Source organism: Nocardia sp. NBC_00416 (assembly GCF_036032445.1).
Lineage (GTDB): Bacteria > Actinomycetota > Actinomycetes > Mycobacteriales > Mycobacteriaceae > Nocardia.
This window is the reverse complement of sequence record NZ_CP107932.1, coordinates 5,090,141-5,111,298: the sequence shown is the minus strand read 5'-3', so window position 1 is coordinate 5,111,298 and position 21,158 is coordinate 5,090,141. Positions and strand designations below refer to the sequence as shown.

20 protein-coding genes are annotated in these 21,158 nt (G+C 68.5%); 11 read left to right on the top strand and 9 right to left on the bottom strand.

Annotated features, from left to right (window positions below; translation table 11 throughout):
• The first annotated feature begins 14 nt into the window (after positions 1–14).
• A complete protein-coding gene (locus OG804_RS21965; protein WP_328389400.1) occupies positions 15–509 on the top strand; it encodes a winged helix-turn-helix transcriptional regulator in 495 nt (164 codons plus the stop codon).
• A 55-nt stretch (positions 510–564) separates the two neighbouring features.
• Here OG804_RS21965 and OG804_RS21960 read toward each other — a convergent pair whose 3' ends face one another.
• A complete protein-coding gene (locus OG804_RS21960; protein ID WP_328389398.1) occupies positions 565–1,638 on the bottom strand; it encodes an ABC transporter ATP-binding protein in 1,074 nt (357 codons plus the stop codon).
• Between the two features lie 280 nt (positions 1,639–1,918).
• Here OG804_RS21960 and OG804_RS21955 point away from each other — a divergent pair, with 280 nt between their 5' ends.
• Together OG804_RS21955 and OG804_RS21950 are read left to right on the top strand one after the other, a co-directional pair.
• The gene (locus OG804_RS21955) at positions 1,919–3,154 is read left to right on the top strand and encodes an MFS transporter (RefSeq protein ID WP_328389396.1); all 1,236 of its coding nucleotides are present in this window, start codon (positions 1,919–1,921) and stop codon (positions 3,152–3,154) included.
• A gap of 14 nt (positions 3,155–3,168) precedes the next feature.
• Positions 3,169–3,537 carry an ArsR/SmtB family transcription factor gene (locus tag OG804_RS21950; protein WP_328389394.1) on the top strand — a complete coding sequence of 123 codons (369 nt, stop codon included), beginning with the start codon at positions 3,169–3,171 and terminating at the stop codon, positions 3,535–3,537.
• A gap of 25 nt (positions 3,538–3,562) precedes the next feature.
• Here OG804_RS21950 and OG804_RS21945 read toward each other — a convergent pair whose 3' ends face one another.
• Together OG804_RS21945 and OG804_RS21940 are read right to left on the bottom strand one after the other, a co-directional pair.
• Positions 3,563–4,525 carry an RNA polymerase sigma-70 factor gene (locus tag OG804_RS21945; protein WP_328389393.1) on the bottom strand — a complete coding sequence of 321 codons (963 nt, stop codon included), beginning with the start codon at positions 4,523–4,525 and terminating at the stop codon, positions 3,563–3,565.
• Positions 4,526–4,640: 115 nt separating this feature from the next.
• Positions 4,641–5,870: an NAD(P)/FAD-dependent oxidoreductase gene (locus OG804_RS21940; RefSeq protein WP_328389391.1), complete on the bottom strand. Its 1,230-nt coding sequence runs from the start codon at positions 5,868–5,870 to the stop codon at positions 4,641–4,643.
• A 258-nt stretch (positions 5,871–6,128) separates the two neighbouring features.
• On the opposite strand from OG804_RS21940, the gene OG804_RS21935 reads away from it, so the two are divergent.
• Together OG804_RS21935 and OG804_RS21930 are read left to right on the top strand one after the other, a co-directional pair.
• Positions 6,129–6,536, top strand: a complete 408-nt coding sequence (locus OG804_RS21935; RefSeq protein WP_328389389.1) for a YciI family protein — start codon at positions 6,129–6,131, stop codon at positions 6,534–6,536.
• 37 nt (positions 6,537–6,573) lie between these two features.
• On the top strand, positions 6,574–7,719 hold the full coding sequence (locus OG804_RS21930) for an RNA polymerase sigma factor (protein WP_328389387.1): 1,146 nt from the start codon (positions 6,574–6,576) through the stop codon (positions 7,717–7,719).
• 114 nt (positions 7,720–7,833) lie between these two features.
• Here OG804_RS21930 and OG804_RS21925 read toward each other — a convergent pair whose 3' ends face one another.
• The 4 genes from OG804_RS21925 to OG804_RS21910 are packed head-to-tail and all read right to left on the bottom strand — an operon-like array spanning position 7,834 to position 13,259.
• Positions 7,834–9,135, bottom strand: a complete 1,302-nt coding sequence (locus OG804_RS21925) for an MFS transporter (protein WP_328389384.1) — start codon at positions 9,133–9,135, stop codon at positions 7,834–7,836.
• Between the two features lie 25 nt (positions 9,136–9,160).
• On the bottom strand, positions 9,161–10,378 hold the full coding sequence (locus tag OG804_RS21920) for a CaiB/BaiF CoA transferase family protein (protein ID WP_328389382.1): 1,218 nt from the start codon (positions 10,376–10,378) through the stop codon (positions 9,161–9,163).
• A gap of 11 nt (positions 10,379–10,389) precedes the next feature.
• A complete protein-coding gene (locus OG804_RS21915) occupies positions 10,390–11,850 on the bottom strand; it encodes a dihydroorotase (protein ID WP_328389380.1) in 1,461 nt (486 codons plus the stop codon).
• Between the two features lie 41 nt (positions 11,851–11,891).
• Entirely contained in the window at positions 11,892–13,259 is a 1,368-nt protein-coding gene (locus tag OG804_RS21910) for an FAD-dependent oxidoreductase (protein ID WP_328389378.1), read from the bottom strand.
• Positions 13,260–13,504: 245 nt separating this feature from the next.
• Here OG804_RS21910 and OG804_RS21905 point away from each other — a divergent pair, with 245 nt between their 5' ends.
• Genes OG804_RS21905 through OG804_RS21890 form a run of 4 tightly spaced genes read left to right on the top strand, consistent with a single transcriptional unit; the run spans position 13,505 to position 17,413 of the window.
• Entirely contained in the window at positions 13,505–14,299 is a 795-nt protein-coding gene (locus OG804_RS21905) for an IclR family transcriptional regulator (protein ID WP_328389375.1), read from the top strand.
• Positions 14,296–15,138, top strand: coding sequence for an HpcH/HpaI aldolase/citrate lyase family protein (locus OG804_RS21900; protein ID WP_328389373.1), 843 nt, complete (start codon positions 14,296–14,298; stop codon positions 15,136–15,138). Before OG804_RS21905 ends, OG804_RS21900 begins: the two co-directional genes overlap by 4 nt.
• Positions 15,135–15,974, top strand: a complete 840-nt coding sequence (locus OG804_RS21895; protein WP_328389371.1) for a cyclase family protein — start codon at positions 15,135–15,137, stop codon at positions 15,972–15,974. The genes OG804_RS21900 and OG804_RS21895 overlap by 4 nt, the downstream gene beginning before the upstream one ends.
• A complete protein-coding gene (locus OG804_RS21890) occupies positions 15,971–17,413 on the top strand; it encodes an MmgE/PrpD family protein (protein WP_328389369.1) in 1,443 nt (480 codons plus the stop codon). The genes OG804_RS21895 and OG804_RS21890 overlap by 4 nt, the downstream gene beginning before the upstream one ends.
• 132 nt (positions 17,414–17,545) lie before the next feature.
• Here OG804_RS21890 and OG804_RS21885 read toward each other — a convergent pair whose 3' ends face one another.
• Positions 17,546–18,373 carry an alpha/beta fold hydrolase gene (locus tag OG804_RS21885; RefSeq protein ID WP_328389368.1) on the bottom strand — a complete coding sequence of 276 codons (828 nt, stop codon included), beginning with the start codon at positions 18,371–18,373 and terminating at the stop codon, positions 17,546–17,548.
• Positions 18,374–18,628: 255 nt separating this feature from the next.
• Here OG804_RS21885 and OG804_RS21880 point away from each other — a divergent pair, with 255 nt between their 5' ends.
• Positions 18,629–19,423, top strand: coding sequence for an LLM class F420-dependent oxidoreductase (locus OG804_RS21880; RefSeq protein WP_328389367.1), 795 nt, complete (start codon positions 18,629–18,631; stop codon positions 19,421–19,423).
• Between the two features lie 99 nt (positions 19,424–19,522).
• On the opposite strand, the gene OG804_RS21875 is transcribed toward OG804_RS21880, so the two are convergent.
• Positions 19,523–20,173, bottom strand: coding sequence for an ammonium transporter (locus OG804_RS21875; protein ID WP_328389366.1), 651 nt, complete (start codon positions 20,171–20,173; stop codon positions 19,523–19,525).
• A gap of 493 nt (positions 20,174–20,666) precedes the next feature.
• Between OG804_RS21875 and OG804_RS21870 the strand changes: the two genes are divergently transcribed.
• Positions 20,667–20,963 carry a hypothetical protein gene (locus OG804_RS21870; protein ID WP_328389364.1) on the top strand — a complete coding sequence of 99 codons (297 nt, stop codon included), beginning with the start codon at positions 20,667–20,669 and terminating at the stop codon, positions 20,961–20,963.
• The last annotated feature ends 195 nt before the right edge of the window (positions 20,964–21,158 follow it).

Below are 21,158 nucleotides of genomic sequence, written 5' to 3'. Positions count from 1 at the left end.
GCTATGATGAGCGGATGGCAGCCGTGATGGAAGGCCCCCTGGCCGATCTCGACTCGTGGAAACCCGACCACTGCTCGATCGCGAAGGCGCTCGATGTGGTCGGCACCCGCTCGGCGATCCTGATCCTGCGGGAGGCGTACTACGGGACCACCCGGTTCGACGGTTTCGCGTCCCGGGTGGGCATCACCGACGCCGCCGTAGCCGGCCAATTGCGCAGACTGACCGACGCGGGGCTCTTCACCAGGCAGCCGTATCGCGAGGAGGGCAAACGCACCCGGCACGAGTACGTGCTCACCGCCAAGGGGCGCGATCTGCTCCCGGTGGTGCTGGCGCTGATGCAATGGGGCAATGCGCACCTGCAACCCGGGCCGCCGCCGCTCGATCTGGTGGAGGCCGCTACCGGGGATCCGGTCCGGGTCCAGGTGCGCAGCGAATCGGGTCGCGAGATCGGCGTCGACGACCTGGGTGTCCGGCTCAACGAACAGTGGCGCGCGGGCCGACGGCGGTGAACCGTCGGGGCCGCGGGCGCACTGTGGATTCAGCTGCCCCGGCGGGCGGGCGGTATCAGCTCAGTCGCCGACCGTCGTCCACCGCGAAGAAATAGACGTGCTCGGGGCCGGGCGCCAGGTGGACCCGGGTGCCCTTGGCGGGCGGATTGCGCCAATCGGTGCGCGCGACGATCGTGTCCGCGCCCTGGGTGTGATCGGTGGGGCGACCGTAGATGAACGCGTCGGAACCGAGTTCCTCCACCACGTCCACCTCGATCTCGATCCCCGAGTCGCCGGTTTCCAGATGCTCCGGGCGAATGCCCACCGTCACCGACGTTCCCGCCGCGTCGGCGACCGAGCGCGGCAACGGCAACGCGAATCCGCCGATCCGGATCGCCCCGTCGGTGACCGGCAGGGTGAACAGGTTCATCGCCGGTGATCCCATGAAACCGGCGACGAAGACATTCGCCGGGTCGCGGTACAGGTCGCGCGGTGCCGCGCACTGCTGGAGCAGCCCGTCGCGCATCACCGCGACCCGGTCGCCCATGGTCATGGCCTCGACCTGGTCGTGGGTGACATAGACGGTGGTCGTGGCCAGGCGGCGCTGCAGCTGCGCGATCTGGGTGCGGGTCTGTACCCGCAGTTTCGCGTCGAGATTGGACAGCGGTTCGTCCATCAGGAAAACCTGCGGATCACGAACGATCGCGCGCCCCATGGCCACCCGCTGTCGCTGGCCGCCGGACAGCGCCTTGGGCAGGCGGTCCAGCAGCTGCTCCAGATCGAGAAGCTTGGCCGCTTCCAGTACCCGCCGCTGTTTCTCGTCCTTGCCGACCTTGGCCAGTTTGAGCGCGAAACCCATGTTCTCGGCCACCGTCATATGCGGGTACAGCGCATAGTTCTGGAAGACCATCGCGATATCGCGATCCTTGGGGTCGGAGTGGGTGACATCGCGGTCGCCGATGAGGATGCGTCCGTCGGTGACATCCTCCAGCCCGGCCAGCATGCGCAGCGATGTGGATTTACCGCACCCGGACGGGCCGACCAGCACCAGGAATTCACCGTCGGCGATCTCGAGCCGCAATTGGTCGACGGCGGGCGTTTTCGCCCCCGGGTACTGCCGGGTGGCGCGATCGAAAGTCACCGTGGCCACGGCTGTTCACTTCCCTTCACCGTTTGGAACACGCGAAGTGGAGCGAATTCGCAACATGTGCGTGGTCATGGCGTCAGAGGCTACCGCTGGTGTTCTCGAGCTCCGCATGGTCTGTACTTTTCCGCTGCGTATCGTGCCAGCGAACGCAACGACTGTCCACCCGTTGAGCGATGCGCGGGTCGGCCGATGCCCGCCCGGCCCGACCTATACGTGCTCATGTGCGCACATATAGGATGTTCTGTGGATGCTCGTTCGGCGGAGACGAAGGTTGGGTGCGGCGGTGCTGGATGTACTGGGACACCAGGTGTTCCGACGGCTCTTCGCCGCCCAGGTGGTGGCGCTGGCCGGGACCGGATTGCTGACCGTCGCGCTGGGTCTGCTGGCCTACGACCTGGCCGGCGCGGACGCCGGCGCCGTGCTCGCGACGGCGTTGGCGATCAAGATGGTGGCCTATGTCGCGGTGGCGCCGCTGATCGCCGCATTGACCGACCGGCTGCCGCGACGAGCGGTGCTGATCACCGCCGACGCCGTACGCGCCGCGGTGGCGTTGCTGCTGCCGTTCGTCGGCCAGACATGGCAGATCTACCTGCTGATATTCGTTCTGCAGGCGGCCTCGGCGACTTTCACACCCGCTTTCCAGGCGATGATTCCCGCGGTACTGCCCGACGAGAGCGACTACACCCGCGCGCTGTCGCTGTCGCGTCTGGCCTACGACCTCGAAGCGCTGCTGTCGCCCTTGCTGGCCGCCGCCGCGCTCACCGTCGTCGGCTATCACTCCCTGTTCCTCGGCACGCTCGCCGGTTTCCTGGCGTCGGCACTGCTGGTCCTGACCACCCCGCTGCCCGCTATCGCGCCGCCGGACCGATCCCGGCCGTTGATCGCGCGGGTCCTCACCGGGGCCCGGGTGCTGGGTTCGCACCCGGCGCTGCGGGGCCTGCTGGCGCTGAACCTGGTGGTAGCCAGCGGAACCGGGCTGGTGATGGTCGATACCGTGGTCTTCGTTCGCGATCTGCTGCACGGCACCGATACCGGGACGGCGGTCGCATTGGGCTGCTTCGGCGCCGGATCGATGCTGGTCGCGCTGCTGTTGCCAGGTCTGCTCGCCGACCTGCCCGAGCGGAGTCTGATGCTCACCGGCGCGACTGTCGTCCCCGCCGCGCTGCTCTTTTCCGCCTTGCTGCCGGCCGTCCGACCCGGCCCGGGGGTCGGCTGGACGATCCTGGTGGCGGCCTGGCTCGCACTCGGCGCGGGAACCTCGATGATCAGCACCCCGGCGGCGCGGCTGCTGCGCCGGCACTCCGGCGAACCCGGACGTCAGGCCGTGTTCACCGCGCAGTTCTCCCTTTCGCACGCCTGCTTCCTGCTCACCTATCCGATCGCCGGATGGGTCGCGGCCGCGGCCGGCCATACGTTTTCCATGGTGGTCCTGGCCCTGCTGGCTACACTCGGGTCCATCACAGCCGCACGCGTGTGGCCCGCGCACCAGCCCGCCGCGGCGGCTGTGCTGGTCCGATGAAAGTGGTGACGACGATGGCCGAGCGTGCAGACGAACCCGCGCCGGCACCGGCCAGCCTCACCCACCCGGTCTCCCCGGACGCCGCCCGCCTCGAGGCCGCGGGTGGCATGTTCCAGATGCTGGCCGACCCCACCCGCCTGCACATCCTGTGGCTGCTCACCCATGGCGAAGCCGATGTCACCGCGTTGGTCGACGCGTGCGGCGCCTCCCGCACCGCGGTGAGCCAGCATCTGGCCAAACTCCGCTTCACGGGACTGGTCGATACTCGTAAAGAGGGCCGCCGCATCATCTACCGCCTGCACGGCGGCCACATCACCCGCGTGATCCGGGAGGGGCTCAGCCACGCCGACCACCTCATCACCGGCGAGCCCCCGCACGAATAACGCTCCGTCGTAGTGCGACTCGGTGTCATCGCAGGGTGAGCGGGGTCTCGGACCCGAGGTGGGTCAATTTCTGCGGGTTGCGGACGTAGTAGAGGCCGATGATGCGCTGCTGCTCGATCCGGATCGCGATGACGCCGTCGAGCACCCCGTCGAAGTGCACAGCCAGTGCGGGGCTGCCGTTGACCGTGGTCGGCTCGGTGGTGAGTGCGACGTTGTTCTTGGTGAGGCCGCCGACGATGAAGCGGGCCACCTTGTCCGCGCCGATGATCGGCCGTGGCGCGGCCTGCTTGATACCGCCACCGTCGCTGATCGAGACGACGTCGGGGGCCAGCACATCGAGCAGACCTTGTAGGTCCCGGGTGTCGACCGCCCGCCGGAAGGCGTCGAGAGCCGCCTCGGCTTGGCCCGCGGTGACCGAACGGCGCGGGCGGCGGGCTTCGACATGGCGTCGGGCACGGTGGGCGATCTGGTGTACGGCGGCGGGGGTCTTGCCGACAGCGGCCGCTATCTCGTCGTAGTCGACTCCGAACGCCTCGCGCAGTACGTATACCGCGCGTTCGGTCGGGGTCAGTGTCTCGAGGACGAGCATCAACGCCATCGACACGCTTTCGGCGAGCTCGAAGTCGGCGGCCACATCCGGTGTGGTGAGCAACGGCTCCGGTAGCCAGGATCCCACGTACGCCTCTCTGCGGCGTTTCACGGACCGCAGTCGGTTCAGCGCTTGCCGGGTCGTGATCCGGACCAGATACGCGCGAGCCTCGTCGACGTGCGCCGGATCGATCCCGACCCAGCGCAACCAGGTTTCCTGGAGGACGTCGTCGGCGTCGGCCGCCGACCCGAGCATCTCGTAGGCGACGGTGAACAGCAGATTTCGGTGGGCGAGGAACGTTTCCGTCGCTTCTATTGTGGTGCGGTCGCCGCCGCCGCCGTCAGCAGCGGCGGCCGCGCTGTCGGTGCACCGCTGCCCGCCGGGCTCACCTGTTCGCATGGATCTCTCCTGTCTCGTCGGCGCCCGGTCGATCCGGTGCCGCCGGGCTTCGGCGACGACGCGCATGCGATACACCTGCACGGTCGGAGTCGGGCCATATCTCGGATAGTCGAAGTCACCGGTCGCCGAGCGCGGCGACGGGGATTCCGGTGTCCTCGGCGGCCGGCGTCGCCGGAAGGTCGCGTGCCGCTTGCAGCAACCGCGGCCGGTGCTTGCCGTCCTTGGGCCAGGAGTGTGAACCGGGCTTGCGTGCTTCGGTCACCAGGTGTGCGACGCTCGCGGCGCACGAGATCTCCTTGAGCTTCCTGCCCACCGGCCCGGTGAAGTAGAGGCCCATCGCCGTGTCGTCCTTGTGGGCGAGCTGGAAGATACCCGCACCGCGGCCGAAGCTGATGCACATGGCGGGGAACGACAGGTCGATCGGTGCGGCCGCCCGGCCGGCGATCCGGTTCAGCACGGTGTCGGCGGCATGGGCGCCGAGGCATCCCGCGGCGTAGGCGCTCATCCGGAAGGGAAGGTCCGACGGCGCCGACGAGTCGCCGGCCGCGACGATGCGCTCGTCGTCGACACTGGTCAGCGTTTCGCTGGTGAGCAGGCGCCCGGTCGCGTCGGTGCGCAGCCCGCTGCGGGCCGCCAGATCTGGCACACCGAAGCCCACGGTCCAGATGGTGATCCGGCTCGCCACCGTGCGGCCGTCGGCGAGTTCCACGGCTTCCGGTGTCACCGCCGTGACCGACGCACCGGGGCCTTCGAGGATGTCGGCGCCCAGCCCGGCAAGATACTTGCGGGCGGTTCGCCGAGCCCGGGGGTGCAGGTACGGGCCGAGTTCACCACCGCAGATCAACGTCACGGCGCGGCCCTGCTCTGCCAGCTCCGCGGCGGTCTCGATACCGGACGGACCGCCCCCGACGACCGTCACCGGGGTCGTCGCCGGGGTGTCCCACAGCACTGAACGCGCCCGCCGGGCCGCCTCCAGAGTCGCGATCGGGTGGGCGAATTCGGCCGCGCCCGGCACGTGCGGGCCTGCGCTGTCGCTGCCCACCGCGTAGATCAGATAGTCGTACCCGACAGTGCCGCCCGCGGTCAGCGTCACGCTGCGCCCGGGCGCGTCGATATGTGCCGCGCTGTCGACGACCAGCCGGACGCCTTCGGCCAGGACTTCCCGGTAGTCGACGACCGCGTCGTGGGTCCCGCCGACCAGCTGGTGCAGACGCAGCCGCGGGACGAAGACCGGCCGAGGGTTGATCACGGTCACCGTCACGTCGTCACGCTGGGTCAGGCGATTGGCTGCCATCACTCCGGCATACCCGCCGCCGATCACGACCACTTCGATGTTCTTGCCCATGATGTCTCCTTTGCTCCGAGGGGGTCGAGCACAAGACACCGCTGGGGCGGGAATCCTGACATGGTGTGATACGGATCACTCGGCGGCGGGTGCGTCTACCGGCCAGTGGTACCGACCCAGGACCTGGTGGCCGCCGGGCAGCGCTCCGCCCGGACGTGCCGAAGAAAGACTTGGCGGAGGATGTCGAGAACGGCACGGCGGTTCCGTCCCAGGGGCGGAAGCGGTCACCGTGGCCGCAACCGGACCGAGGAGACCAACATGGCGAAGTACCTGCTTCTCAAGCACTATCGCGGCGCCCCCGAAGCGGTGAACGCGGTCCCGATGGACCAGTGGACCCAGCAAGAGGTCGAAGACCACGTGCAGTACATGACCGATTTCGCAGCCCGGCTCGAGCAGACCGGCGAGTTCGTCGACAGCCAGGCCCTCTCGTCGGAGGGCACGTTCGTCCGCTCCGGCGGGGCGGGCCGGCCGCCGGTCACCGACGGACCTTTCGCGGAGACCAAGGATCTGATCGCCGGTTGGACGATGATCGACGTCGACACCTACGACCGCGCACTCGAACTCGCCGCCGAGTTGTCGGCGGCCCCCGGCGCCGGCGGTCGGCCGATCCACGAGTGGCTGGAGGTGCGCCCGATCATGAGCGCACCGCCGACGGTCACCGAGTGACGGACCGGTCAGGGCGCATTCGGGGGAGGATCGGGTGATGGACGAACTGCTGCTGCGGGAGCTGACGCCCGCGGTGATCGGTGTCCTCGTGCATCGCGGAGTCGACTTCGCGACGGCCGAGGACGCCGTGCAGGAGGCACTCATCCAGGCCGCGCTCACCTGGCCCGGTCAGCCCCTCGCCGACCCGAAGGGCTGGCTCGTCACGGTCGCCTGGCGCAAGTTCCTCGACGCGCACCGCTCCGCGGCTGCGCGCCGCGACCGGGAGCAGCGGATCGAAGCCGAACCGCCCCCCGGACCTACCGAGTCGGCGGACGACACCTTGCAGCTCTTCTTCCTCTGCGCCCATCCGTCGCTGACCCCGGCCGCCGCGGTGGCCCTCACGCTGCGCGCGGTGGGCGGTCTGACCACCCGGCAGATCGCACGGGCCTATCTGGTGCCCGAGGCGACGATGGCGCAGCGGATCAGCCGGGCCAAACGCACGGTTCGCGACGTCCGATTCGCCGAGCCCGGTGACCTCGCGACCGTGCTACGAGTGCTCTATCTGGTCTTCAACGAGGGCTATACCGGCGACGTCGACCTGGCGGCCGAGGCGATCCGGCTCACCCGGCAGTTGGCGTCGATGACCGACGACGAGGAGACCGCGGGGCTGCTGGCATTGATGTTGCTGCATCACGCCCGGCGAGCGGCGCGAACGCGCCGCGACGGCAGCTTGGTCGCGCTGGCCGAGCAGGACCGCTCCCGCTGGGACACCTCGCTCATCGCGGAGGGCGTCGCCATCCTGCAGGCGGCACTGGCCCGGGACCGCCTCGGCGAGTTCCAGGCGCAGGCCGCGGTCGCCGCCCTGCACGCCGATGCGCCGCGCGCGGAGGAGACCGACTGGGTGCAGATCGTCGACTGGTACGACGAGCTGCTCCGGCTCACCGGGAGCCCGGTCGTGCAACTCAACCGGGCCGTCGCAGTCGGCGAGGCCGACGGTCCCGGGGCCGGGCTCGCGGCCCTGGCGGCGGTGGACCCCGGCCTGCCCCGCCACACCGCGGCCGCGGCCTACCTGCACGAGAAGGCGGGCGACCTGCCGACCGCGGCACGGCTGTACGCCGACGCCGCCGAAGTGGCCCCCAACCTGGCCGAACGACATCACCTCAACCTGCAGGCGGCGCGGATCGGTCAGTCGTTGCGTGAGTGAGCCTGTCTCCGCGCGACTTCCGCACGGAATACGCGTACGCCCCACGTGACCCTCATCGTCACGTGGGGCGCACGCCCTCGCCCTGCCCGGCGGATCACACCGGGGCCCGGGCAGTTATTTCGCGGTGGTGAACTCGCCTTTCGGCGCGCCCGGAACCACTGCGGCCGGTTCGCGTTCCGGTTCCTTGGTGAAGAACAGCATCGCGACCGCACCCACCAGGCACAGGATCGTCATGACCAGGAAGCCACCGTTGTAAGTGCCCGTCCGGCCCACGATGAAGCCCATGACCGTCGGCGCGATGATGCCCGACAGCGCGAAACAGGCGTCCGCGAAACCGGCGGCCGTACCGGGCTGCGACGGTGCGGCGTCGATCGAGGCCACCCACCAGATACCGCCGGTGACGAAGCCGAAGCCGACGCCGGCCGAGATGCAGATCAGCGCGATCGTGAGATTGCCGGGGAAGAACACGATCGGGGCGATCGAGGCCCCGGCGAGCAGCAGTGCCACGCCGATGATGACGAAGCGGGACCGGATGCTCTCGGTGCGTTTGTACACGCGGTCCACCAGGATCCCGCCGGCGAGCGCACCCACGACACCGGCCGCCCACGGTGCCACCGAGAATCCGCCGACGGCCTTGATCGACAGACCGAATTCGTGTTCGAGGTACTGCGGGAGCCAGTACATGAAGGCCCAGAACATGAAGCCCCACGAGAAGTAGCCGAGGCCGACCAGCCACAGGTTACGGTTGCGCAGGATCTCGCCCCAGTCGACTTTCGACTCGTGGCCGCTGTCCTCACCGTCGGTCTGACCCGACCGGATGTAGCGCTGTTCCTCTTCGGAGACGAACGACGCCTCGCTCGGCGAGTTCTTCAGGAAGGGGAAGGCCACCGCGACCCAGACGAGCCCGGCGATCGCGAGGACCCAGAACATGCCCTTCCAGCTGGTGAGCGCGATCAGCTGGGTGAGGATCGGTCCGCCGATCAACAGGCTGCCCGAAACGGCGACGCCACCGATCATGGCGAGTGCTTTACCGCGTTCGTGCGCCGGCAACCACCGGCTGGCGATCCGGGTCGCGGCCGGGAAGCAGGGCGCTTCACCGGCTCCGAGGAGGATACGCAGCAGGATCAGGCCGATGAATCCGCCGGCGAACGGGGTCAGCGCGGTGGCCGCGGCCCAGATGAACATGCCCGTGATGAGCACCCGGCGGGAACCGAACCGATCGACCAGTGGCCCCGAGAGCAGGGCGAAGAGCATGTAGCCGATCGAGAATGCGGAACTGATGATGCCGTACTGGGCCGTCGTGATCCCGAACTCGTCCCGCAGATGGCTGGCTGCGAACGAGATGGCGCTGCGATCAATATAATTCACCACCACCAGGCCCAGAATGATGGCGATGGTCCACCAACGCGTTTTCATAGCGAACTCCTAAAGCTGTCGCGGGTCAGATGACCCCGCGTGCCCGCAGGTCGTCGATGTCCTCGGGGCTGCGCCCGAGGCGGGTGAGGACCTTGTCGGTATCGGCACCGGCGGGTCGTCCGGTGTGACGGATCGCACCGGGGGATCGGGTCATACGCCACATGACGTTCTGCATGCGGACGGGACCGAGCTCGCTGTCCTCGACGGTGGTGACCATGTCGGTGGCGACGACCTGCGGATCTGTGAGCAGGTCGCTCGGACGGTAGACCGGCGCGACGGCCGCGCCGGCTTCTTCGAAGACACTCGTGACCTCGTCACGGGTCCGTTCGGCGATCCAGTCGCCGACGTAGGTGTCGAGCAGGTCCGCGTGCTGGGCGCGGGTGCGCCCGGTGGCGAACCACGGCTCGTCGATCACTTCGGGATGCCCCACCAGCGTCATCACGCGCTCGGCGATGGCGTGCGCGCTGGTGGAGATCGCGACCCAGTGATCGTCTTTGGTGCGATACAGGTTGCGCGGGGCGTTGTTCTGCGACCTGTTGCCGGTGCGCTCCTGATCGATGCCGAGCTGATCGGCATAGATCACTCCGGGACCGACCGCGGTCATGATCGGGCTGAGCAGGTCCAGATCGACCTCCTGCCCGGTCCCGCCGTTGCGTTCCCGGTCGAACAGCGCCATCGAGATCGCCGACGAACCGGCGATACCGGCGATGGAGTCGGCGAGCCCGAAGGCGGGCAGGGTCGGCGGTCCGTCGGGCTGGCCGGTGAGATAGGCGAAACCGCTCATCGATTCGACCAGCGTGCCGAACGCGGGACGTTTGGCGTACGGGCCGTGCTGCCCGAATCCGGTGACGCGCAGCATGATCAGGCCCGGATTGTGCGCCGACAGTTCCGCGTAGGACAGACCCCAGCGTTCGAAGGTGCCCGGCCGGAAGTTCTCGATCACCACGTCCGCTTCGGCGGCCAGGTCCCGGAACACGGCCTGGCCGTCCGCGGTGCTCAAGTTCAGCGTGACAGTCTGCTTGTTGCGGGCGACCATCTTCCACCAGAGCGGGATCCCGTCCTTGTCCAGCCCGTGGCCGCGCATCCCGTCCGGTTTCTGCGGATGCTCGATCTTGATGACCTCGGCGCCGAAGTCACCGAGGATCTGCGCGGTCAGCGGTCCGGCCAGAATCGTGGAGGCGTCCAGGACCTTGATCCCCCGGAGCGGACCTGTCGGCTGGTTCTCGTTCGTCTCGTCCTTCAACTCCGGACCCCTCAGTACGGACGCGCGATGTAGCGGCCCTCGGGCTCGCCGGTGACGACGCCGTCGGCGAGGACGCGGTTGCCGCGCACGAAGGTGTCGGTGACGGCGGCGGTCAGCTCGAAACCTTCGAACGGCGTGTACTCCTGGGTGGATTCGGAGTCGGCGGCGCGCACGGTCCAGGTTCGGTTCGGGTCGACGATCGCGATATCGGCGTCGACGCCCTCTTCGAGGCGGCCCTTGCCGGGCAGGCCGTAGCGGTCGGCCGGGTTCGAGGCGATGAGCTGGGCGATCCGGCGCAGGGACAGGCCGCGCTTGCGTCCTTCACTGATCAGACCGGGCAGCAGGTATTCGGTGCCGCCGAAGCCGGACTTGGCGGCGAACACGTCGTCGCGGTCTTCACCGAACTTGACCTCGTCCTTGCAGCAGGCGTGATCGGAGACCACCCAGTCGATGTTCCCGGCGAGCAGGTGCTCCCACAGCGCCTCGACGTCCTCGCGGGGGCGGATCGGCGGATTCACCTTGGCGCCCAGGCCGTTGGCGTTGTCGATATCGGTGAGCAGGTGCCCGATGGTGACCTCGCGGCGGAAGTTCACGTGCGGGAAGGCCTCGGCCATCTTCATGGCGGCCTTCAGCGCCTTCGCCGAGCTCAGGTGCAGCAGGTTGATATTCGGCAGACCTGTCTCGTCGGCGAGGAAGGACGCGATGGTCACCGCCAGGCCCTCGGAGTGCTGCGGACGCGAGGCGCTGTAGGCGGCGAGCCCGCTGAGCGTGCCCTCCTGCTCGACGATCTTGGTGTAGGCGCTCATGATCTCGGCGGTCTCACAGTGCAGCGACAGCGAGATGTGCGGGGCCAGTTCGGGGAACTGTTCGCGGGCCTTCTGGACACCGCGCATCACGAACTCGAAATGCGCGATGTCGTAGCGCTCGTCCTCGGGGATCATCAGGAAATCGCTCTGCGAGGTGGAACGCCCGTGCAGGCCGTGGCTGCCGTAGAACATGAAGATCTTGAACGAGGTCACGCCCTGATCCGAGGCCAGGTCCGGGATCTCGCCGATATGTTCCTTGGACATCGGCGCCAGGTGGAACGCGTAATCGATATAGCTGCGGCCCGCCGACGCCTCGAGGACCTCCGGGAAGAAGTCGGCGTACGCGCCGCCCTTGTTCAGGTAGTACTGGCCGGTGCGCATATAGGTCAGCGCGGTGGTGACACCGCCCTGCGCGCTCGCGCGGGATTCGGTCTGCGTGTCCTCGGCCAGGGCGTTGTAGATGCCCCAGTGCTGGTGCGCGTCGACCACGCCGGGGAAGACCAGCTTGTCGGTGGCGTCGACGATCTCGGCGTCGGCGGCCTCGAGATTCGGGCCGATGGCCGCGATCTTGCCGTCGACGACGAGGACATCCGCGGTCTCACCCTCTTCGGGGGCCGCGCTGCCGGTGCGCACGACGGTGCCGTTCTTGATCAGATACGTGGTCATCTCTTCTCCTGGCGAATATCTGGATAGATGTTTTGTGTTGTTCAGGCCGTGACGGCGCTGCTCACGTGCTCGGCGGCGAGGAACGCCAGCCCGAGCGCGGTGATGAGTCCGTTGCCCGCTAGGTAGCCGCCGGCTCCGTGGCCGGAGATGCCGATGGCGGCGCCGCCCGACGCGTACAGGCCGGGGATCGGTGACCCGTCGGCGAGTACCCGTGCGTGTTCGTCGACGACCAGACCGCCCTGCGTGTGGAACAGCGCCGGGGTGATGGCGATCGCGATATAGGGCGAAGTCAGGGGGTGGCGGGCATCGGTGCGGCCCTGCCGGTCCGGTTCGGTCCCGACGGCGGCGCGCTGGGCGGCCGCGAGTTCGTCCTCGAGTGCGTCGGCCGGAACGCCGATCCGCTCGGCCAGTTCGGCGGCGGTGTCGGCGCGGACCAGCGACCCGCTCTCGGCGACCGTGCGGAAATCGTCGAACACCGAGCACAGGGCCTCGATGTGTTCGTCGATGACGATCCAGCCGGAGCTGCCGGGCCGCGCGGCGAGGATGGCGGCGAATTCGGAGTAGCCGGTGGTCTCGGGTGCGAAACGGCGGCCCGTGTTGTCGACGATCACGCCGCCGTGGACCACGGTGGCCCAGCCGATGAGCGTCTGGCTGCGCGAGGACAAGGCGGCATGGCCCTGGTAGGCGTCCAGGAAGGCGCTGTCGGCGCCGAGGTCGCGCCCGATCCGCAGGGCGTCGCCCCGGCTGAACTGGCCGCCGTGATAGTGGGCCTCGGCGATTTCCGGAATCCACCGGTGGACCAGGTCGCTGTCGGCGCCGAACCCGTTGGTCGCCAGCAGCACGGCCGGCGCGGTCACGTGCTCGGTGTTCCCGTCGGGGGTGGCGATCTCCACACCGGTGACCCGTCCGTCGGTGGTGCGCACCTCGCGGAGGGCCATCGGGGCGATGAGCTCGATCCGGGGATGTGCCCGGGCGCGCTCCACGAGATGGCGCAGCAGCCGGGAGCCGTGCCGTCCGGGGATGGTGTGGCAGCGGTCGGCGCTGTGGCCGGGGTAGCGGAAGTCGGTGACCAGTTCGAGGTCGAGGCCCTGGGCGTCGGCCAGCCAGGTGACCAGCGGCGCGCCCGCTTCGGCGAGGGCCCGGGCCAGTCGGCGGTCGGCGGTACCGGCGGTTTTGCGGTCGATGTCGTCGAGGAAGCGGTCCGGGCTGTCCGCTACGCCCGCGGCCTGCTGCCAGCGGGTTCCGGCGGCCGGGATCATCGCGGTGCACATGGAGGTGTTGTTGCCCCGCTGGAAGTGCTCGTCGGCGTCGACGACGAGCACATTCGCGCCGAGTTCGGCGGCGCGCAGCGCGGCGACGAGTCCGCCGCCCGCACCGGCGACGACGAGATCGAAATCCGGACCGTCCACGCTTCCTCCTATCATGTTCCGTTCAGCGGAACGCAAGAATGTGGTCCCCTGCACTATGCACGTTTGACAATCCGGACACAAGTGCCTGTAGAGAGGATTAACGCCGCAGAAACTCGAGGCCGGGGCGCTTCAGGCCCCTGGACAATCGTTTCGCTAAGCGGTACAACTTTGTTCAGATATAAGTCGCTCACGCCGGTAGCGTCGCCCGTCGGAACAACCAGAAGACCCCGCAGAACGGAGCCACGATGGAGTCCTCCAGTGGAGGCACCACGTCCGCCGCGCGGGCAGCGGATGTGCTGCTCGAGTTCGGCCGGCGGTCGAGCGCACTCGGCGTCTCGGAGATCGCCCGCTCGACCGGTATGTCGAAGGCGGTCGCCCACCGCATCCTGACGACCTTCGTCGAATGCGGCCTGCTCCTCTACGAGCCCTCGACCCGCCGGTACCTGCTCGGCCCGGCGGCGGCGACTCTCGGCGCGCGCGCACTGGATGTGTCCCCGCTGCGGCGGATGGCCCGCGAGGCACTGGTGGACCTACAGCGGTCCACCGGCGAGACGGCGACCGTCACAGGCCGCCTACCAGGGGGTCGCGTCTACCTCGACCAGGTAGAGAGTACCCAGGAAATCAAGATGACCGTCGAGCTGGGTCGCCGGTTCGAGCTGCACAGCGGCTCGTCGGGCCGCATCATCCTGGCCCACCTCTCCGAAGCGGAGCAGGACGATCTGCTCGCGCAACCGCTGCCCCGGCTGACCGCCACCACGATCATCGACCCCGACTCGCTGCGCGTCATCCTCCGGGAAGCGCGCGAGCGCGGTGTGTGCCGATCCTCCGGGGAACGACAGGAAGGGGCGGGGTCGATCGCCGCCCCGGTGTTCGGTGCGGACGGCGCCGTGATCGGCTCGGTATCGGTCTGCGGGCCCAGCTATCGGATGACCGAAGCCGCCTGCGACCGATACGAGAGCGCGCTCGTCGAAGCGGCGCAGCGTATTTCGCGTGCTCTGGGCTACCGCGCCCCGGAAAACCCGGCCTCGGAGACGAAATGACACCACGCAGCTGGCTCTACGTGCCCGGGCACCGCGACGACCGCATCGGCAAGGCATTCGACAGTGCCGCCGATGCCGTGGTCATCGATCTCGAGGACGCGGTCCCCGTCGGCGCGAAGGACCGCGCCCTCGCGAACGCGCTCGACGCCCTGCGCGTCGTGCCACAAGATCGCCGGGTCTGGTTGCGGCTCAACGCGATCGGCACCGAATGGCTGGATCACGAACTCGCCGCGCTGGCCGCCGCCGCGGTCCCGCTCGCGGGCGTGCGACTGCCCAAAGCCGACGATCCCGACACAGTAGCGGCGACCGCCGACCGGCTCACCTGCGAAGTCCACGCCATCGTCGAATCCGCCGCCGGCCTGCTGGCGGCGCCCCGGATCGCGCGGTGCCATCCGCGGGTCACCGGGATCGCGCTGGGCGAAGCCGACCTTGCCGCCGACCTGCGGACCGAGGGCGACGGCCTGACCTGGGCACGCGGCTGGATCGTCACCGCGGCACGTGCGGCCGGACTGGCCTCACCGGTCCAGAGCGTCTGGACCGCGGTCGACGATCCGGCCGGATTGGCGGCGACCTCGCGCGTCGGCCGCGCCCAGGGTTTCTTCGGGCGCTCCGTCATCCACCCGAATCAGATCGACATCGTCAACGAGGCCTATACGCCGTCGCCGGAGGAACAGGACCGGGCCCGACGGATCGTGGAGTGTGCGGCCGCGTCCATGGCGGCGGGTGAATCCGCGGTTCTCGACGAGAACGGCAGATTCATCGATCCCGCCGTGGTCGCCAATGCCCGCGTGGTTCTCGACCGAGCAGCTGCCACCGCAGTACGAGGAGTGAAAGCATGACCGAACAGACCGTCACCGCAGCACCGGACGCGCTGCTGCACGCCGTGGTGAGCAGCGACGTCGATTTCGTCGAGCTCGGGCACCCGCACACCACGGGAATGCCCTGCTCACCCAACCATCCGGGGTTCCGGATGACCCTGATCCGCCGGCACGGCGATATGGTCCGCCCGGACGGCGGGTCGGCGTCCAACGAGATCATCGTGACCGGCGGGCACGTCGGCACCCACGTGGACGCCCTCTCCCACGTCAGCCACGAGGGCAAATTGCACGGCGGCGTGGACGCCCAGGACGCGCAGCGCGGCGGACGGTTCTCCGAACTGGGCGCGGAATCGATCCCGTTCATGCTCCGGCGCGGTCTGCTGCTCGATGTGCCGCGGGTGCGCGGTGTCGATGCCCTCGAAGCCGGCCAGGCCGTCACCGAACAGGATCTACGCGACGCCGCCGAGGCGGCCGGGGTGACCCCGCGGCGCGGCGATGTCGTACTCATCCGCACCGGCTGGGCCCGGCATTTCGACGACGCCCAGCGCTACCTCGGTCAGCAGGACGGAGTTCCGGGCGCCGATGTGAGCGCGGCCCGCTGGCTGGCCGCCGCCGGGATCGTGGCCGCGGGCGCGGACACCACGGCGTTCGAGCACATTCCGCCGGGCAAGGGGCACAGCGTGCTGCCGGTGCACCGGGTGCTGCTGGTGGAGAACGGGATCCACATCATCGAGCATCTGAACCTCGAGGACGCGAGCGCTCGCGGCCTCACCGAGTTCACCTTCGTGATGGCGCCGCTGCGTATCACCGGCGGCACCGGATCGCCGGTGCGCCCCGTCGCGGTGGTGCCCGCATGAGCACCGCCGCCGCCACCGTCCCGGCTCGCCACGACCTGCACGGCACCGTCGTGGGCCGCCTCGCCGCCCTCGCCGACCACACCCGCACCACCGGACTCGCCGAGGAGCTGCGCCGAGATGTGGCCCGGCGCGTCCTCGACGTGCTCGGCAACTCGCTGGCCGCCCAGGGACAGCCGTCCGCCCGCGCCGTGACCGCGGTGGCCCGCGGCTGGGCCGGCGCCGCCGCGGCCAGCGGTATCGGTACCGGGGAACGCTTTCCCGCCGCCACCGCCGCACTGGTGAACGGCACCCTCGCGCATTCGATGGATTCCGACGACACCCACCTTCCGTCCGTGCTGCATCCGTCGGCGTCGGTGGTGCCCGCGGCGCTGGCGGTCGGGGAGGCGACCGGTGCGTCGGGCGCCGCGGTGCTCGACGCCGCGGGCGTCGGGATCGAGATCGCGGTGCGCCTGGGGATGGGCGGTTACGACGAGGAACTCGGCAATTCCGAGTTCTTCGAACGCGGTCAGCACGCCACGTCGATCTGCGGCGCCGTCGGATCCGCCGCCGCGGCGGCGATGCTGTACGGCCTCGACGCCGAAGGCATCGCGGACGCGATGGGGATCGCCGCCAGTTTCGGCGCGGGCCTGCTCGAGGCCAACCGGACCGGCGGCACGGTGAAACGCGCGCACTGCGGGTGGGCCGCGCATTCCGGTGTCACCGCAGCGGAATTCGCCCGGCACGGACTCACCGGGCCGCCCACGGTGATCGAGGGCCGGTTCGGTTTCCTGCACGCGTTCTGCGGCGACCGCGCGGACGCGGCGAAGGTGGTCGACCGGTTGGGCGAGCACTGGGAACTGCCCGGCATCTTCTTCAAGCCCTACCCCTGTAACCATTTCACCCACGCCGGTATCGATGCCGCCCGCGCCCTGCGCGCCGGGGGACTCGATCCGGACGAGATCGTGGAAATCGTGCTGGGCGTGCCGACACCGGTGCTGCGCACCATCGCGGAGCCGCCCGCGGCCAAGGCCGCACCGGAATCCGGCTATCACGCCGCCTTCTCGGGTCCGTTCACCGTGGCACGGGCGCTGCTCGGCGGATCCGGACTGGGCGTGGGGCACGCGGACTTCACCGATGAGGCGGCCAAGGACCCGCGCACGCTCGAATTGGCCGCGCTGGTGGTCGCGAACAGCGACGCTCGGTGCGACGAGATCTACCCGCACCAGTTCCCGGCTGTGCTCCGGGTACGTACGCGCGACGATATCTGGCACGAGGCGCGGGTCGACCACAATCGCGGGGGTCCGGCGAATCCGCTCTCCGACGACGAACTCACCCTGAAATTCGATCTGAATGTGGAGGCGAGGTTGTCCCCGGTGCAGGCGGCGACGGTCGCGGAGCGGGCGCTCGCGCTACCGGCGGCGGAATCGTTGGACGCGCTGATGTCGCTGGTCAGGGGCTGAGACCCGAACCGAGGGCAGGGGCGGGCCGGAGAACAGGGACAGCGGGCCCCGCGCAGTGGTGAACCGCTGCGCGGGGCCCGCTCATCGTCGTGACCGATACACCACCGACCACGTTCGGTCCGGGACCCGCGGTCAGCTGTCGAGGAACTCCAGCAGGTCGGCGTTGAACCGCTCCTTGTCCCCGGGGACCAAGGCGATACCGTGCGATCCGCCCTCGTACACCTTCAACGTCGAATCCTTGATGATCTCAGCGGATTTGCGGCCGGTGGCGTCGATCGGAACCACCTGGTCGTCGTCGCCGTGCACGATCAGCGTGGGCACGTCGAATTTCTGCAGATCCGCCGTGAAATCCGTATAAGCGAATGCGTCGACGCATTTCACGCCGGCCTGGATGCTCTCGTGCATGGCCATGAACCAGAATTCGTCGCGGTTGCCCTGGGTCACCTTGTTGCCCGGGCGGTTCGCGCCGAAGAATCCTTCCGAGGTGTCCTTCCAGAATTGCGAACGCTCGGTGAGGATCCCGGTCTTGATCTCGTCGAAGACCTTTTCCGGCACACCTTCCGGATTGCTGTCGTTCTTGATCATCAGGGGCGGTATCGCCGACAGCAGCACCGCCGAGTGCACCCGTTCGGTGCCGTGCCGGCCGATGTAGCGGGCGAGCTCACCGCCGCCCATGCTGTGCGCCACCAGCGTCGCGTCACGGATATCGAGGCTGTTCAGGAGATCGTTGAGGTCGTCGGCGAAGGTGTCGAAGTCGTATCCCTGCCACGGCTGGTCCGAGCGTCCGTGGCCGCGCCGGTCGTGGGCGATCCCCCGGTAGCCGTTATCGGCCACGCACTTCATCTGGTCTTCCCAGGCGTCGGCGTTCAGCGGCCAGCCGTGGATGAACACGACCGGGCGACCGTTGCCCCAATCCTTGTAATAGATGTTCACATTGTCGCGAGTCGTGCACACAGGCATGAGTAAGTCCTCCTTCTGTGCGTGACGCCGACCTGCTCGGGCCGTGACAACGAGACGCGGTCGAAATGCTACCGACGGAAGACTCCCAGGAAAGGGGTGTATTCATCTGTTACGGAATCCATGCCCGACCGGAATTCACGCGGAATTCTTCCTCCGGTGCCGCCGTGTCGTCACGGCCGATTGCCGCCGGGCCGGGTCGCGTCCGCCCCGGTAGCCTCGGTCCGGGAGACCCACCGACGACGAGGAGTCAAGCAGATGAGCCGACCGGTTCGGATCGGAGTCCAACTCCAGCCCCAGCACGCCCCCGACTACGGACTCATCCGCGACGCGGTGTTGCGGGCCGAGGACGCCGGGGTGGACATCGTGTTCAACTGGGATCACTTCTATCCGCTGTACGGAGACCCCGATGGCGCGCATTACGAATGCTGGACCATGCTCGGGGCGTTCGCCGAGCAGACCGAACGGGTCGAGATCGGGGCGCTGGTGACCGGCGGCGGCTACCGCAACCCGGACCTGCTCGCGGATATGGCCCGCACCGTGGATCAGATCAGTGGCGGCCGGCTCATCCTGGGCATCGGCTCGGGCTGGTTCGAACGCGACTACGACGAGTACGGCTACGAGTTCGGCACCGCCGGTGGTCGCCTGAACCTGTTGAAGGAATACCTGCCCCGGATCACCGCCCGGCTGGCCAAACTGAACCCGCAGCCGGTCCGGGAGATCCCGATCCTGATCGGTGGCGGCGGGGAGAAGAAGACGCTACGACTGGTGGCCGAATACGCCGATATCTGGCACAGCTTCGGCGAGCTGGATGTTTTCACCCACAAGAGTCAGGTTCTCGAAGAGCACTGCTCCCGGGTGGGCACCGAATCGGGCAAGATCGAGCGCTCGGTCGCCTGGCCCGGTGCGGAGGCCGCCCCCAAGTATCTCGACGCGGGCGCGACCCTGTTCACGGTGGGGATCACCGGGCCGGACTACGACCTGACCCAGGTGAACGAGGCGCTCGCCTGGCGAGATCAGACCAATCCGGAGCCGGTCAGCGGTATCGCCTGACCCGCTCCGTACGTGTGGCCCCTGCTGTCCCGGCACCAGGGGCCACACGTGTTCGGGGATCTCTCCGGGCCGGAGTGTCACCGGCTCTCGTTCGGCGGGTCAGTTCGTCGACGACACCTGTTGCCGCGGAGCCCATTTGGAGGTGCCGGGCGCGGCGGCCAGCGTGTTGAACAGGTCGACACCGGCGATCACCAGCGCCGGTCCGCCCACCACGATGGTGCCGATGATCCCGCCGACCGTGGCTGCGGTGATGATGCCGGGGATTCCGGTACCCGGCCCGCCGAGGAATGTGATGAGTCCGACGGCCGCCCCGAGTGCCGTGCCGATGAACCCGCCGATGGCGGTCGCGATACCGAACTGGGAGGCGAAGTTCGACTGGGCGGCGTAGTTCTCCTGCGGTGAAGCCACCGGCTTCACCGCAGGACGCGCCGCCGCGGCGTCCTTGATCGCGGTCAGTTCCAGCACACGCCCGTCATCCCGGATCGCGTGCGGCAGTGGGTATTCGGTCTCGCCCTCGACCACGGCCAGTGGCAGGGACACCACGGTCGCTCCGGCTTTGTCCTTGATCTCCACCGCCTCACCGTTGATATCGAAGGTGCCGTTGGTGAGGGTGGTGACGACCGTGTTGCCGATGAGTTCGGCGCGGTATTCGATATCGGGGGCGACGGGTTCTGCGCGTACGACTCCCGCGCCTACGGCGGCGGTGGCCAGTACGGGCACCACAACGGTAGCGATCTTGCGGATAATCATGAGTTCCTGTGTCCGATCTTCGTCACGTGTTGCCGGATGGATTCCGGCCAGGCAAGCGCAGCTATCTGACTCGCCGGGGCCGAAGGGGGGCTGCCGCGGCGGCTTCGAACTACACCGACGTTACGTGGCCGGAACAATGAACGACACTGAATTTGCGAAAAATATTCCGAATGAGGTTTAAAGGTCGGATGATTCGGTAACACTGTTGGGTTGCGGTCTGTACCGATCGGGCGGTGCGTTCGTTGGCCGCCGCGCCGAGGTGTCTCATCCCCGCTCGGCTGCGCCGGGTTCCCCCGCGATAGCAGTGGTCGCGAGTGCGGCCGTTCCAGTGTGACTCCGGGGTCTGACACAACCGGTGACGGCCGCATCTTCGTTATCCGGGGTGAACCATCGGCTAACTGCAATTATGCGCACTTGGTGATGTAATGGAGGGGTGTAGTCCCAGCTGAACGCTTCGAGGAAAACAACCGCTTCGAGGAAAGAGGGAACACCGATGACGACGGCACACGATCAGCACACCGACCATACGCATGTGCACGGTCCGGATTGCGGTCATGTCGCGGTTCCGCACGGCGATCACGTGGATTACGTCCACGACGGCCATCTGCACCGCGAACACGACGGGCACTACGACGAATGTCAAACCCAGGGTCATGCCGAACACACCTCCCATGAGCACGTGCACGGTGAAGGTTGCGGTCATGTCGCGGTCCCGCACGGCGACCACGTCGACTACATCCACGAAGGCCACCGGCACGCCGCCCACAACGGCCACTACGACGAGCACTGACCTCCGCGGGACGAGACCGCCGGTCTCGTGCCGACCCGGCGCCGCCGCGGCTTCGCGGCGGCGCCGTCCGGTACCGGAGCTGCCTGACGACGGCGCCCTCTTCATCGAGGATCGCGATCGACGGCGTACCGTCCATCGCCACCTGAAGTCGAATACGCGGCCGGCGCCGCGGGTCACACAGCATCAGTGCCGCGC